Annotated in this window: 17 protein-coding genes; 11 read left to right on the top strand and 6 right to left on the bottom strand. The window is 63.0% G+C overall.

Going from position 1 to position 13,943, the window contains the following annotated elements:
- From ACOI1H_RS00600 to msrB, 3 genes are all read left to right on the top strand, one after another.
- Window positions 1-803, top strand: an 803-nt coding sequence (locus ACOI1H_RS00600) for a cation diffusion facilitator family transporter (RefSeq protein WP_422434767.1), incomplete at its 5' end; no start/stop codon positions are given.
- A gap of 83 nt (window positions 804-886) precedes the next feature.
- Window positions 887-1,906: a YihY/virulence factor BrkB family protein gene (locus ACOI1H_RS00595; RefSeq protein ID WP_422434766.1), complete on the top strand. Its 1,020-nt coding sequence runs from the start codon at window positions 887-889 to the stop codon at window positions 1,904-1,906.
- A gap of 202 nt (window positions 1,907-2,108) precedes the next feature.
- Complete coding sequence (gene msrB / locus ACOI1H_RS00590; protein WP_422434765.1) at window positions 2,109-2,648, top strand: peptide-methionine (R)-S-oxide reductase MsrB; 540 nt, start codon at window positions 2,109-2,111, stop codon at window positions 2,646-2,648.
- Between the two features lie 206 nt (window positions 2,649-2,854).
- On the opposite strand, the gene msrA is transcribed toward msrB, so the two are convergent.
- The 4 genes from msrA to ACOI1H_RS00570 form a co-directional block, all read right to left on the bottom strand.
- Window positions 2,855-3,484 carry a peptide-methionine (S)-S-oxide reductase MsrA gene (msrA, locus tag ACOI1H_RS00585; protein ID WP_422434764.1) on the bottom strand — a complete coding sequence of 210 codons (630 nt, stop codon included), beginning with the start codon at window positions 3,482-3,484 and terminating at the stop codon, window positions 2,855-2,857.
- A 337-nt stretch (window positions 3,485-3,821) separates the two neighbouring features.
- Window positions 3,822-4,313: a hypothetical protein gene (locus ACOI1H_RS00580; RefSeq protein WP_422434763.1), complete on the bottom strand. Its 492-nt coding sequence runs from the start codon at window positions 4,311-4,313 to the stop codon at window positions 3,822-3,824.
- Window positions 4,310-4,432 carry a hypothetical protein gene (locus ACOI1H_RS00575; protein WP_422434762.1) on the bottom strand — a complete coding sequence of 41 codons (123 nt, stop codon included), beginning with the start codon at window positions 4,430-4,432 and terminating at the stop codon, window positions 4,310-4,312. Before ACOI1H_RS00575 ends, ACOI1H_RS00580 begins: the two co-directional genes overlap by 4 nt.
- Before the next feature lie 84 nt (window positions 4,433-4,516).
- Window positions 4,517-4,801, bottom strand: coding sequence for an Arm DNA-binding domain-containing protein (locus ACOI1H_RS00570; protein WP_422434761.1), 285 nt, complete (start codon window positions 4,799-4,801; stop codon window positions 4,517-4,519).
- A 591-nt stretch (window positions 4,802-5,392) separates the two neighbouring features.
- Here ACOI1H_RS00570 and ACOI1H_RS00565 point away from each other — a divergent pair.
- From ACOI1H_RS00565 to ACOI1H_RS00535, 7 genes are all read left to right on the top strand, one after another.
- The gene (locus ACOI1H_RS00565; protein WP_422434760.1) at window positions 5,393-5,992 is read left to right on the top strand and encodes a DUF2796 domain-containing protein; all 600 of its coding nucleotides are present in this window, start codon (window positions 5,393-5,395) and stop codon (window positions 5,990-5,992) included.
- Window positions 5,993-5,995: 3 nt separating this feature from the next.
- On the top strand, window positions 5,996-6,691 hold the full coding sequence (locus tag ACOI1H_RS00560) for an ABC transporter ATP-binding protein (protein ID WP_422434759.1): 696 nt from the start codon (window positions 5,996-5,998) through the stop codon (window positions 6,689-6,691).
- Window positions 6,688-7,938, top strand: coding sequence for an ABC transporter permease (locus ACOI1H_RS00555; protein WP_422434758.1), 1,251 nt, complete (start codon window positions 6,688-6,690; stop codon window positions 7,936-7,938). Before ACOI1H_RS00560 ends, ACOI1H_RS00555 begins: the two co-directional genes overlap by 4 nt.
- Window positions 7,939-7,940: 2 nt before the next feature.
- On the top strand, window positions 7,941-8,450 hold the full coding sequence (locus tag ACOI1H_RS00550) for a DUF3299 domain-containing protein (RefSeq protein ID WP_422434757.1): 510 nt from the start codon (window positions 7,941-7,943) through the stop codon (window positions 8,448-8,450).
- A complete protein-coding gene (locus ACOI1H_RS00545) occupies window positions 8,441-8,572 on the top strand; it encodes a hypothetical protein (protein WP_422434756.1) in 132 nt (43 codons plus the stop codon). Before ACOI1H_RS00550 ends, ACOI1H_RS00545 begins: the two co-directional genes overlap by 10 nt.
- A gap of 108 nt (window positions 8,573-8,680) precedes the next feature.
- The gene (locus tag ACOI1H_RS00540; RefSeq protein WP_422434755.1) at window positions 8,681-10,093 is read left to right on the top strand and encodes an FAD-binding oxidoreductase; all 1,413 of its coding nucleotides are present in this window, start codon (window positions 8,681-8,683) and stop codon (window positions 10,091-10,093) included.
- Window positions 10,090-11,298 carry an MFS transporter gene (locus tag ACOI1H_RS00535; protein ID WP_422434754.1) on the top strand — a complete coding sequence of 403 codons (1,209 nt, stop codon included), beginning with the start codon at window positions 10,090-10,092 and terminating at the stop codon, window positions 11,296-11,298. The genes ACOI1H_RS00540 and ACOI1H_RS00535 overlap by 4 nt, the downstream gene beginning before the upstream one ends.
- On the opposite strand, the gene hemC is transcribed toward ACOI1H_RS00535, so the two are convergent.
- Entirely contained in the window at window positions 11,295-12,233 is a 939-nt protein-coding gene (gene hemC, locus ACOI1H_RS00530; RefSeq protein ID WP_422434753.1) for a hydroxymethylbilane synthase, read from the bottom strand. The genes ACOI1H_RS00535 and hemC overlap by 4 nt on opposite strands.
- Before the next feature lie 81 nt (window positions 12,234-12,314).
- Here hemC and hemE point away from each other — a divergent pair, with 81 nt between their 5' ends.
- Window positions 12,315-13,349, top strand: coding sequence for a uroporphyrinogen decarboxylase (gene hemE / locus ACOI1H_RS00525; protein WP_422434752.1), 1,035 nt, complete (start codon window positions 12,315-12,317; stop codon window positions 13,347-13,349).
- Window positions 13,350-13,403: 54 nt separating this feature from the next.
- On the opposite strand, the gene ACOI1H_RS00520 is transcribed toward hemE, so the two are convergent.
- Window positions 13,404-13,940: a cell wall hydrolase gene (locus tag ACOI1H_RS00520; RefSeq protein WP_422434751.1), complete on the bottom strand. Its 537-nt coding sequence runs from the start codon at window positions 13,938-13,940 to the stop codon at window positions 13,404-13,406.
- Window positions 13,941-13,943: the final 3 nt, after the last annotated feature.

The raw sequence follows: 13,943 nt of genomic DNA, 5'->3' as shown, positions 1-13,943 counted from the left end.
ATCTCCTGAGCTTCGTGCCTCCGCTCGCCTTTCTGGTGTCGACCTGGATCGAAGACCGCCGGCCCGACGACCGGTTTCCTTTCGGCATGATCCGCGCCACCTCCGTCGGCTATCTTGTGAGTGCCGTCGCCCTCGCGACGGTCGGACTCTACCTCGCCTTTGATTCCGCAATGGCTCTGATCCACACGGAACACCCGACCATCGGCAGCATGCAGATCTTCGGGTCCACCATCTGGTTCGGCTGGGTCATGATTGCGGCGCTGGTCTACAGTGCGGTGTTGCCTGTGATCTTCGGCCGCCTGAAACTGAGCCTCGCACCTCAGCTGCACGATAAGGTCCTGCTCGCCGATGCGAAGATGAACAAGGCGGACTGGCTGACCGGTGCGGCAGCGGTAGCTGGTATCATTGGCATCGGCATGGGCTGGTGGTGGGCAGATGCGGTGGCGGCCATCGTCATTTCCCTGGACGTGCTGAAGGACGGATTCAAACATACGGGCGCGGCCCTCCGCGACCTCGTGGACGAGATGCCCCGGACCCTGGACGACAGCGATTTCGATCCCCTCATCGAGCAGGTGGAAAAGCATGTTGCGAACTATGACTGGGTCGAAGATGCACGCCTGCGCCTGCGTCAGGAGGGGCGGTATCTGACCGGGACAGTATACCTTGTGCCAAAGGCGGAAAGCGGGGTCACGGCCCGGATCGAGGAGGCGGAACGCGAGCTTCTTGCGCTGAACTGGCGCATCCACGATATCTCGATCATGCCCCGAACTGTGATCGCTGACGTGTTGGCCGATGGGCGGTGACCACTGGTCGGCGGTTCAACCAGTGTTCTGCCAAACCTCGCAGGCAGAGGTCCTCGCCTGAAAGCCGACCGGAGGTCGAAGATATGCAAAGAAAAACCGGGCAGCAACACGACGACAAACATCTGGCTGCGCATACAGGGTCCGCGGAACATTTGCCGGACACACGACGTGGGCGCACCGCGTGGCGGCCGCATCGAATCCAGCTTGCCGGATTGCGCGACGTCTGGCTGCGCGTCGGCCACCGGATAGGCCGGGACCTCGTTCCATTGATTGCAGCCGGAGTGGCCTTTTTCGGACTCCTTGCTCTTTTTCCTGCCATTGCGACACTCGCGTCGATCGCAGCGTTACTTTTTGATCCCGGTCTCGTCATCGATCAGATCGATGCGTTGAAAGAGTTGGTGCCCGCTGAACCACTGGCTGTGGTGCGGGATCAGGCAATAGCCCTGACCAGTCAGGCCCCCGGCCAGGCCACGGCAACGGCACTGGTCAGTCTGGCGCTGTCACTTTTCTGGGCGTCGCGCGGCATCGACAATCTGGTGAGTGGCATCAATTTAGCCCATTCTGAACATGAGACCCGCAACATACTGCTTCGGAATGCTGTTTCGCTCGGGCTGACCATCGTGCTGACATTGATGGCTCTCGCTTCTCTCGCGCTGACCCTGATCCTGCCGCCAATCATCAACTGGCTGGGGTTTTCGGGCTGGACCGACACAATTCTCACGTTGGGCCGTTGGCCCGTCCTGGCCGTGCTCTCGATGGCGGCGCTGGCTGTGCTTTACCGGTACGCGCCCGCCCGCCGCGCGCCGCGGTGGAGTTGGGTGACACCCGGTGCTGTGCTGGCCACAGCCTTATGGCTGGGTGGATCCCTGCTGTTTTCCGGATTCGTATCGAATTTTGGCAGCTACCAGCCCACCTATGGCGCGATCGCCGGTGTCGTCATTCTTCTTCTTTACATCTGGCTGACAGCTTTTGTGGTGCTTCTGGGGGCGCTTCTCAATGCAGAACTGGAACATCAGACGCGACGTGACACTACGCGCGGCAAAATACGCCCGATGGGTGAAAGGGATGCCGAAATGGCAGATACATTGGGACGCACTCCCTGAACTTGAAAGCAGTCAGGAAACCAACGAAGGACGGCTCCCGCGACGACACACAAACGGACGGACCGGCAAGGCTGATCCTGATCAGACGGTATTCTGCACTGTCTGTTCAGGCCTCCTCTCTGTGACGTGAAGAAACGTGTCGGGCTGCGGGTCTGTTGAGATCATATGTGATTGCAAGGAGCAGATAGAAAAAGGAGTTATCATGAAGAGACGCAATTTTCTGACGACGATCATGGGTGCTGGCCTGAGCGTGCCTCTCACGGCAAGGCGGGCTGCGGCAGCGACGGTCGAAGAACCGTTGGCGATGCAGACGACGTTTGGCCATGATCTCATCGACCTGCCCCTGAATCCCGTTACCCTCACTGAAACGGAATGGCGTGCCATACTGACAGCAGAAGAATTTGCAGTTTTGCGCGACCATGAGACCGAGCGGGCGTTTACCAGTCCTCTTAACGAAGAGAAGCGTGCCGGTACGTTTACCTGTGCGGGATGCGATTTACCGCTGTATCGATCGGAGAACAAATTCGACAGCGGGACAGGCTGGCCGAGCTTCACAGAAGCGATTGAAGGTGCCGTGGGCACAATGCCAGACCGGACGCTGGTCTTTCTGGTACGGACCGAAGTCCATTGCGCGCGCTGCCAGGGCCTCCAGGGCCACGTGCTGGGCGACGGCCCGCCGCCGTTTTACAACCGCCATTGCATCAACGGCGTGGCCCTTAACTTCGTCCCGGACGGCGCGTGACGCCAATGTCCGCCGAACTGAACAATGCGCGTCAGCCTGAAGGAGACACGCCTCACCCGGATTGTCGCAGGAGCGCCTGAGAGCCATTCGGCGTGGTCCTGCCGGATGTAAGCGGAGGCAATGTATTTAACGTTGTCTCCGTCGCTTCACGTTTTCATATCTCGTCGTATGAATAACAATGCAATCCGAAGCCTTGCGGGTGCCCATCACGACGGGGGCAGAAAAGGTGCGTCATCGCCCCAGAGTTCACGGATCCGTTCGTCGCGCCCGCAGCGTGCGCGGTACCGGTCGTAGGCCGTCTCCTTTTTTACAGCGATACCCACTGTTGAAAAAGGCAGTCTGTCCTGGGATTTATAATAGTCCTGATGATAAGCTTCTGCCGGATAAAACGCTGCGTCGTCCAGAATCGGGGTGACGATGCTTTGGTTCAACTCAGCCTCCGCCGCAGCCTTGGCGGCTTCGGCCGCTGCCGTGTCATCGGGGCCGTCAACCCAGATCGCAGTCCGGTAGCTGTCGCCTCGGTCACAGAATTGTCCGCCATCATCAAGCGGATCGATTGATCTGAAGAACAAGTCATAAAGTTGGCGTCGGTCGATGACGTCAGGATCATATGACACCTGCACAGCTTCATAATGTCCTGTGCCACCGCTGACGACCTGATCGTACGACGGATCTGGAACATCGCCACCCGCAAATCCAGAAACGGCTTCCGAAACGCCCTGAACTTTTTCGAAATCTGCCTCAGTACACCAAAAGCAGCCACCGGCGACGGTGATGGTCTCAGCGTGACCGGTGGTGCCTATAAACATTGCAACGACTGTCAGTGCTGCCTTCATAAGAACGCCCTCCATTTTATCAGGCACTTATTTAACTTGATCGACGCTGATCTGAGTCTTTGCTCCATTGAACCTGCAGCGTCAGCAATTTGAGAATCATATGATAATCATATGCGATGCGCGGAACGAGGTTTTTCACAGAAATTTCATCGAAAATAAAATCATAATTGTTTACGGCCTATGAGATAGTCCACGACGCCGCATGTTTTCAATTGGGTGATTTCGACGAGGCCTTGAGAATTGCGACTTACACCAGAAGGCTTCAAAAAGGCGCAACGCAAGACGTCTTTTACCGCCTCGTCCGATCGTGAGAGCCACACAGTATTCAGCTGCCACCTCAGCCACTTGTCGACCGTAATTTATCCCGCCACGCTACCAAATCACCCCCACCCTTCTGCTCCCGCCGGCATTTATAGGCCCGCCCAAAATCCAGCGGCACAAGGTCATAACCGGCCCGCTTCAATGACATGCTGAGCGACGGGTTCGAGAACGGCTTGTCGTGACCCTGCCTGCTCGGGAATATGTATTTTTCGTTCACGCCGTACGAGAAGCCCGCGACACGCCTGAGGATGTTCAGCAGTCCATCGTGAAGTGTTACCTGGACCAAGGGCCCCGCGGCTTCTGCATGGCTGGAAGGCACCACATGCCGTCCGCCATGTCGATCTGCGACGATGTCGCAAGGCCGCACTCCTTTGGATGGGCGCGCGGTCAGCAGGTCAAATCTGATATGCAGAAAAGAAGCCGGTCGCCGGGGATCCTGCTCGATCCGCGCGAGAAACGCAGGCAGCGCGTCCAGCAGGGCCTGCCATTCATGAGCGAAGATTTTCACAAGCTCAGCCCGAACCACCGGGCGGTCTCGCGGCTTGTCTCCGCCGACGCCTCGAGCAGGGCCGCCACGGCATCCGGCGTGATCGCTGCCACCGCCCGCCGGCCGATCACCGCGTTCACATGCTTACGGATCCTCCCGTAGGTCCGATGTGCCTCGTCCAGTCGCGCGGGGACCACCCGGAGACGTCTGTACCGGTTGGCATTTTAGGCGGCGAAAGTGACAGCCCCGCCTCTTCCCTCTCTCAGTCGAACAGGCTGACGTTCATCAGGCGCAAGGGGACTGCCGCCTGCACGGCCCATGTCGCGGTTCGCCATGGCTGCTTTGCGCGCCTGGGCTGGCGTGATGAGATGGGCTGAACCCAAGCCAACATCGCGCCGGCGGCCGTCTGTCGCGATCCGCTGGCTCCAGCTCTTGCCGCTGCCCGGGCTGACCGTCAGGATTAGGCCATCCCGGTAGTAGTAGCGCCCCGGGGTTCGGACGAGCCGCAAGAAGGCGAGCGTGAGACGCTTGGGGGGATATGTCGTCAGGCATTGCGGACAGACCCTTTAGCCCCACATTCTGGCCCCACAATGCAGCCTCACATCTCAACCCCGCAACTCAGGCTCAGTTTACAAGATTATCGTTTGTTCACATTGGGAGTGGGTGCGTTCATTGAAAACAGTCCGAGACTCTCCGCCGAGCAGAGGAAATACAAGCGGATCTTGGGCATCTCGAGCCAGCTTCCGGGGATGCCACCGGAGCCACTTGCTTCTAAGCATGTTTTGAAAATACGATCCAAGAGCGTTCCGGCCTGCTTGAGCAATCCATATCTTTCATGAGGAACCTTTAGGTTGCTTCACGTTCAAGAAGATTCCATAAATCGTTGATACGACGCGCTTTTTAAGAAATCGCGGTTCGCGGTCCTTTAACTGTTGAGCAACCTTTTCCTTTTTCCGGCACTGTTGCCAGTAGTGCTTGTTGGTCGTCGACATGACGAAGCCGGTCGCCCATCACCTGCCGGGCTACGAAAAAAAAAACCATTGAACCTCGCCCTGCCCTCTGTATGTTACGTTATAACATAACTAGACTTGGATACTGCCATGAAAATTACTGCCATCGCCCTTCTGACGACCGGCCTTGCCTTGCCCGTCGCTGCGCAAGAGGTGCGCGATCTGGACGCGCACGTCCACGGCGTCAGCCAACTGGAAGTGGCCATCGAAGGCGGCGATGTCACTCTTGACCTGAAGTCGCCGGGTATGGATATCGTTGGTTTCGAGTATCCCGCGTCAACCGCGGCGGACAGGGATGCCGTTGCGGCTGCGATCCAGCGCCTGCTTGACGTAGGCGACATCGTGGCGATGACAGATGCCGCGGGCTGCCGCCTGACAGCAGCAAGCGCGCGCCTCGATTCAGGCGAGCATGAACACGTCGGGCACGACGATCATGGCGACGCTCACGCCGAGGACGATTACGACGACCATGGCGACGAGCACGCCGCAGATGAGGAGGGCGCGGAACACAGCGCCTTTCAGGCGACTTATCGCTTTGCGTGTGACGCGCCTGACATGCTGACCGCGATCACATTTCCGTTCTTCGACCAATTCACGACGGCGCAGGAGATCGAGGCGCAGTATGTGACCGACACGGGGGCTGGCAGCGCGGAAATCCCGCGCGATGTTGCAAGACTGGACCTGAACTGACCCATGACCGATTCCCCACTTGCGCTGACCGACGTGCATTTCACCTGGCCCGGCAAAGCGGGCTTTGCGCTGTCATGCCCGTCTTTCGCGCTATCCGAGAAGGAGCGGGTGCTGTTGCTGGGATCGAGCGGGTCGGGGAAATCGACGCTTCTGTCGCTGGTCTGCGGCATTGCGGCCCCACAGCGGGGGCAAATCAGGGTCCGGGGTGCCGACCTTGGGTCCATGCGGGCAGGCGCGCGTGACAGGTTCCGGGCCGAGCAGATCGGCGTCATCTTTCAGCAATTCAACCTGCTGCCCTATGCGTCCGTCCTCGACAACATCCTGCTGCCGCTGACCTTCGCACCGGACCGCCGCCGCCGTGCGGGCGATGCGAAAGCCGAGGCGCGCAGGCTTTGCGCCGCCACGGGCCTGCCCGACGACCTTCTCTCTTACCCTGCCGGGCGGCTGAGCGTCGGGCAGCAACAGCGTGTTGCCGTCGCGCGCGCCTTGATCGGACGTCCGCCCCTGATCGTCGCGGATGAACCGACATCGTCGCTCGATGCGGCGACCCAGGACGCGTTTCTGGCGCTGTTGTTCGATCAGGTCGCCGACGCCGGGTCGGCCCTGTTGATGGTCAGCCACGACGAACGGCTGGGCGCGCGGTTCGACCGGGTCGTGCGGCTGGATGATATCGTCAAGACAGGGCGGGCCGTCGCATGATCCTGCGTCTTGCCACCCGGTCGCTGCGGGCGCGGTCGCTGACCGTGGCGATGACAGTCCTGTCCATCGCACTGTCCGTAGGGCTGTTCCTCGGCATCGAAAAGGTGCGCACGGGTGCGCGGGCCAGCTTTGCGGATACGATCTCGGGCACCGATCTGATCGTGGGCGCACGGTCGGGATCGGTGCAACTGCTGCTCTATTCCGTGTTTCGCATCGGCAACGCCACCAACAACGTCACATGGCAAAGCTATCAGGACATCGCGGCCCGTCCAGAGGTGGAATGGATCGTCCCCATCTCGCTGGGTGACAGCCACCGCCAGTTCCGCGTCATGGGAACCACGCCCGCCTTCTTCGACCGTTACAAGTTTCGCGGCGACCGCGACCTGACCTTTGCGCATGGGCAGGGTCTGGATGATCTTTACGACGCCGTCATCGGGGCAGACGTGGCACAGGCGCTGGGGTATCAGGTGGGCGATCCCATCGTCGTGTCGCATGGCCTTGCATCGTTCACCGACCACGAGGATCAGCCGTTCCGCGTGGCAGGCATCGTGGCCAAGACCGGCACGCCCGTCGACCGCACCGTCATCGTCAGCCTCGCGGCGATCGAGGCGATCCACGTCGACTGGCAAGGCGGCGCGCAGGTGCCCGGCCGCACGACGGCGGTGAGCGACATCCGGCAGATGGATCTGACCCCCGCGGCGATCACGGCGGCCATGATCGGCGTGGAGTCCCGCCTCGAGATCTTCGGATTGCAACGCTGGATCAACACCTATCCGGAGGAACCTCTGCTGTCGGTGCTGCCGGGTGTGGCGCTGCAAGAGCTTTGGCAGATCGTGGGCATCGCGGAAACCGCGCTGGTCGCCGTCTCGGCAATGGTTGTGGTGACAGCACTACTGGGCATGATGGCGATGATCTTTTCAAGCCTGAACGAACGACGCCGAGAGATGGCGATCTGGCGGGCCATGGGGGCGCGGCCCGCGACGGTGCTGGGCCTTCTGGTATTGGAGGCGGCGCTGATGGCGGCAACGGGCGCGGTGCTGGGCTTTGCGCTCCTTTATGCAGGGCTGTGGATTGCGCAGCCCATCATCGACGCCGCCTTTGGCCTGTGGCTGCCCATCGAAGGCCCCAGCGGGCGAGAGTTCGCCGTCCTGGCGGCGGTTGTCGCAGCGGCAGCCATCGCCAGTCTTGTGCCAGCCCTGCGGGCCTATAGATTGTCACTCGCCGATGGCATGATGGTAAGGATATGACGATGCACACCCTGACACGCCGCCATTTCGGGCTTGCAGCCGCCAGCACACTGCTGATACCCGCCGCCGCCCGCGCCGCGACCTGGCGTGAAATCACCTGGGACGATCTCGTGCCACCCGGCGTCCCCTTCGCCGAGGTCATCGGACAGGGCGAACTGGACGAGGCGAATGACACCTGGCGTCCGATCTTCGACGAGAACGGCGTCATGCTGAACACCGCCCTCGACGGTCTTCAGATCAAGATGCCGGGCTATATCACGCCTCTTGATATGGGGGCCGACGGCCTGACGGAGTTTCTGCTGGTGCCCTATCTGGGGGCCTGCATCCACGTGCCGCCGCCGCCGCCCAACCAGCTTGTCTTCGTCACGACCCAGACGCCCTGGCCCAGTGACGATATCTGGGATGCGATCTGGGTCTACGGCACGCTGACCGCCCAGTTGCAGACCACCGCCCTGGCCGAGATCGGCTATACCCTGGCAGCCGACAGGATCGAGGTCTACGCATGGGAATGAGTTGCCTGTTTGCTCCCGGTCACGTGACGGCCATGTCCGGTGGCATCGCCACCTCGACACCTGTGGCCGGTGCCGGCTTTGCGAGGCCGGTGGACCTGATCGTTCCCTGCGGGGACGAATAGGCAACCGCGACGCGACAGCAGCGGCAGGAACGCCCGGCGATCTGGCATACCATCTTGCAACCCGACGCAGGGCGGATCAGGGTCGGCGAGACGTCACCCGGATTTCCCATGACCCTTCTCGATACGCTTTCCGATCTGCTTGGCCCGCAGGGCCTGCTGACCGCCCCCGCCGATATGTCCCGCTGGGCGCAGGACTGGACAGGAAACTACACGTCCCTGCCGCTGGCGGTCGCGCGACCGATGTCCACGGCGCAGGTCGCGTCCGTCATGACAGCCTGTCACGCCGCGCGTCAGCCGGTCGTGCCGGTGTCGGGCAACACCGGGTTGAACGGCGGCGCTGCGGCGCAGGGGGCGCTCGTCGTCTCGCTTGACCGGATGACCACGATCCGCAGCATCGACACAGGCTCCCGCTCGGCAGAGGTGGAGGCAGGCGTGATCCTGTCCCGCCTGCATGACGCGGCGGCCGACCACGACCTGATATTTCCGCTGACCTTCGGCGCGCGCGGGTCCGCGATGATCGGTGGCGTGCTGTCGACGAATGCTGGCGGTTCGAACGTGCTGCGTTACGGCAACACGCGCGATCTGGTGCTGGGGCTGACCGCCGTCATGGCCGACGGCCGCGTGATGGACCTGATGGGTCGGCTGCACAAGGACAACAGCGGGCTGAACCTGAAACATCTGCTGATCGGGGCAGAGGGTCAGCTGGGCATCATTACCGCCGCAACCGTCAAGCTGTTTCCCAAGCCACGCGCCTATGCCACGGCCATGGTCGCCGCCGCGTCGCTCGATGCCGCGCTGACCTTGCTGCACCGGGTCCAGGACGCGACAGGCGGCGCCGTCGAGGCGTTTGAGTTCATGCCCGCCGCCTTCATCGCCGGTCATCTGCGCGTCGTCGCGGGCGCGCGACCGCCTTTTGCACAGCCCCACGACGTCAACATCCTGATCGAGGTCGGGGCCACCGCTCCCCGCGACGCCACCCCCCTGCCCGACGGGTCGATCCCCGTCGTCACCCTGCTGGAGGACACGCTGGCGCAGATGATGGAGGACGGTCTGATCCTGGACGCCGTCACCGCCCGGTCCGACACCCAACGGCGCGAGATGTGGGCACGGCGCGAGGCGGCGGCCGAGATCACCTTTGCCCGCCGCCCCTTCGTCGACACCGACATCGCCGTCGCCCTGCCGGACGTGGCGACGTTCCTGACCGAGGCGCGTCGCCGTCTGCTGATACTCGATCCCGCAGCCTCCGACCTGTCGGTGGCACATCTGGGCGACGGCAACGTGCATTACACCGCCTACCCCAGCCGCGACGACGCCAGCCTCAAGGCCGCAATCCGCGAGATGGTCGAGGATGTCGTGCAGGACCTGCACGGATCGTTCAGCGCCGAACACGGCGTCGGCATCTCCAAACTTGGCAGCATGGCGCGGCGCAAGGACCCCGTGGCGCTGGACGCGATGCGGGCGATCAAGGATGCGCTTGACCCGCTTGGCCTGCTGAACCCTGGAAAGACGATCCCGCGATGATCCATGCCTTTCGTCTGATAGGCCGCGACGCCACGTTGCGGCTGATGATCCTTGCCATGCTGTTGCAGGGCGGCTTCGCGGCGTCCATCGGGATCTATCAGTCTCTGATCGCGGTGACGATCTTCGGACTCAGCGACAATGCCTATGCGCTGATCCTGCTGGCCTCGCTGCTCGTGTCGGTGACGGCTTCTATCGGCGTCGGCATCCTGACCGACCAGCGCCCCAGCCGCCGCGTACTGGCGCTGTGCGCCGGCGCAAGCATGTGTGCCGGCGCATTGCTGGTGCTGGTCGGGCAGTCGGCGACGGCCTTCGTGCTGGCGCATGTGCTGCTGCTGCCGGTGACAGGCACGCTGTTCGGCCAGTTGTTCGCTGTCGCACGATTGGTGACGTCGGACCTGCCACGCGCCGACCGCGACGGCATCATGGCGATCATCCGCGCGACCTTCGCCTTTCCCTTTGTCGTGCTGCTCACGATCTGGGGCCTGCTGTTCGAGGCGGGGCTTCCCCTGCTGTGGGTCTACGGCTGGACCGCCGTCAGCGGTGCCGTCCTGATGGCGCTGATCGCCCTGCGCTGGCCGCGCGATGCGGTGGCCCCCTGGACCGAAGTGAAATCCGGCCTCGGCTTTCGGGCCTCCCTATCCGAGATGCTGCACGGCCCGGTCCTTTTGCGCGTCGGGTTGATCGGTGCGATCCACAGCGGATCGGCCCTGGCTGGTGTCATCGTCGGTCTGCTGCTGAATGCGGTGCCGGGCCGGGGGCCGGGCGATGTCGGCGCGTTCTTCGCGATCTTCGTGGTGATCGAGATTTTCGTCACCCTGTCGATCGGCGCGCTGCGGCGGCGATTCCGCCGCCTGCACATCATCGCCGCGGGCGTGTTCATCTATGCCTTCGGCATGGTCCTTTTGCCGTTCTATGCGGACAGTTTTGTCCTGTGGCTGCTGTGCCTGCCATTCGGCGTGGGCGGTGCCATGATCTATGCACTGGCCATCGGCTATCTTCAGGACCAGCTGGGCACCCGCGCAGGCGCCGGCGCGTCCTTGCTTGCCCTGCAACAGATCGCGGCACAGGGCCTCAGCGCGCTGGTCTTCGCCCTTGGCGCGGCCCTCGGCGGCTACGGCGTCGCGGCGATCATGGGCGCGGTCGTCATGGTCGCCGCGATGCTGGCGATCCTGTCGCTGGACAAGGGGGCGGCGACCGAAATCTAACCGAAGAACCCCGGACCGGCGCGTTCCAGCAGTTTGGCCGCCATTTCGCGGCCCATCTGCGGCCCGTCGGCAATCGGACCGGTCATGTCGTCGGACAGGACGCGGGTGCCGTCCTCGCGCAGGATCTCTCCGCGCAGGCGCAGGTTGCCGTCTTCAAGATCAGCCAGTCCCGCGATCGGCGTTTCGCACGATCCGTCCAGCGCCAGCAGCAGGCTGCGTTCGGCGGCCAGACGGTGGCCGGTCGCCGCGTCGTGGATCGCCGCCAGCATTTCGGCGGCGCGATTGTCGTTGGCCCGGCGTTCGATGCCGATGGCACCCTGGGCGATGGCCGGCAGCATGTCGTCGGCACTGATCGCATGATGCGGCACATCGTCCATGCGTAGCCGGTTCAGCCCCGCCTTGGCCAGAAAGGTCGCCACGGCCACACCGTCGTCCAGCTTGCGCAGGCGGGTCTGCACGTTACCGCGAAATTCCACGACGTTCAGGTCCGGGCGGCGCGCGCGCAGCTGCGCCCGGCGGCGCAGGCTGGATGTGCCGACAGTCACGCCCTGGGCCAGATCGGCCAGCCCAGTCGCCGTGCGCGACACGAAGGCATCGCGCACATCCTCGCGCGGCAGGTAGGTGTCCAGCAGCAGCCCGTCCGGTTGCAGGGTCGGCATGTCCTTCATCGAATGCACGGCGATGTCGATGCTCCCGTCCAGCAACGCCTCTTCGATCTCGCGCGTGAACAGGCCCTTGCCGCCGATTTCCTTCAAGGGGCGGTCGATGATCTGATCGCCGGTCACCTTGATGACGACAATCGTGAAGGCCTCCGACGGGAGGTCGAACGCCTCCGCCAGCCTCTCGCGAGTCTCGTTCGCCTGTGCAAGGGCAAGGGGCGAACCACGGGTTCCGATCTTGAAGGCGGCGGCGGGGGAGGGCAGGATCAACGTCATGCGGCCAGTGTTAGCGGTGTCAATCCGGGTTGACAACTGCCCTGCGCGTTGCGACGAAACTGGCAACATAAAGGACCCCCGATGACGAGCCAAAAGACCATCCTGCGTGCCCTTGCGGGCGAGACGCTGCCCACCCCGCCAATCTGGATGATGCGGCAGGCCGGGCGTTACCTGCCGGAATACAAGGCGACACGGGCGCAGGCGGGCGACTTCCTGTCGCTGTGCTACAACCCGGACCTCGCGGCCGAAGTGACCTTGCAGCCGATCCGCCGCTACGGTTTCGACGCGGCGATCCTGTTCGCGGACATCCTGCTGCTGCCACAGGCGCTGGGGGCCGACCTGTGGTTCGTCACCGGCGAAGGTCCGCGCCTGTCCACGATCACGGATCAGGCCGGCCTCGACAAGCTGGGTCCGGTGGACGACATCGACGCCGTCCTGTCGCCCGTTTATGAGACGGTCAAGATCCTGTCACGCGAACTGCCGGCAGAGACCACGTTGATCGGCTTTGCCGGTGCCCCCTGGACCGTCGCGACCTACATGATCGCGGGTCAGGGCACCCCCGACCAAGGACCCGCCCATGCCTTGAAGGACACCAATCGCCCCGTGTTCGAGGCGCTGATGGACAAGATCACGCAAGGCACGATTCACTACCTGTCGCGCCAGATCGACGACGGGGCCGAGGTGGTGAAGATCTTCGACAGCTGGGCCGGATCGCTGAAAGGCGACGATTTCACGCGCTACGCCGTGGAGCCCGCCCGCCGGATCACGGCAGCGCTCAAGGCGAAATACCCACATGTCCCCGTCATCGCATTTCCACGCGGTGCCGAACTGAAATACGAAGGACTCCATGCGGCCATCGGGGCAGAGTGCATCGCGCTCGACGATGGTGTGACGCCGGAATGGGCAGCCGCCCACGTCCAGACCGGGGGCTGCGTGCAGGGCAACCTCGCCTCGCGCCACATGGTCACCGGCGGCGACGATCTGGTACGCGAAACGCGCCGTGTCGTCGATGCCTTCGCGAATGGCCCGCATATCTTCAACCTTGGCCACGGGATCACGCCCGATGCGGACCCCGCGAACGTGCAGCTGATGATCGACACGGTGCGCGGCGGCTGACATGTGCGCCGCCAGCGGTCCGCAGAGACACACCCTGGTGCCGCGGGCCGCAGGCTAGCGCCCGGTCAACCCTTCCATCGCGGGCAGCGGCACCGGCTGGGTCACGTTGCCCTTGCGCTTTTCGTAAAAGGCGTTGCCGCCCGCCGTCACGGTGTAATGCATGTTGTCATAGCCGAACCTTGCGCTGGCGACATGAAAGAACATCGCATTGCCGATCATCGGATGCCGTTCGCCGCGCATCACGGCCCGCGCGGCCTCCTGCACCTCTGGCAGGCCGCTGGCGGTCATCGGTTTCGACAGGACACCGGAGGCAAACTGGTTCTTCTGCCCGACGACGCCGCAAATCGTGTCCGGATACTGGTCCGACGCGACCCGGTTCATCACGACGCTGCCCACCGCGACCAGCCCGTCGCGGCTGGAGCGGTTGGATTCGAAGAACATCGCCCGTTCCAGGCAGGCCACCTCCTTGCCGCTGGCCCGACCGAAACGCGACCCGTCGTCCTTTCCGCGTCCCAAAATTCCGCAGGCGGTCAGCCCGGTCAAAAGCGCCAGCAGCCCAGCCCACCGCAGCAGTCGTGTCATCGTCGCCATGCG

It is taken from the genome of Loktanella sp. DJP18 (genome assembly GCF_049310965.1).
Taxonomy (GTDB): domain Bacteria; phylum Pseudomonadota; class Alphaproteobacteria; order Rhodobacterales; family Rhodobacteraceae; genus Loktanella.
The sequence above is the reverse complement of the archived record's forward strand: the minus strand, read 5'-3'. Positions and strand labels throughout refer to the sequence as shown.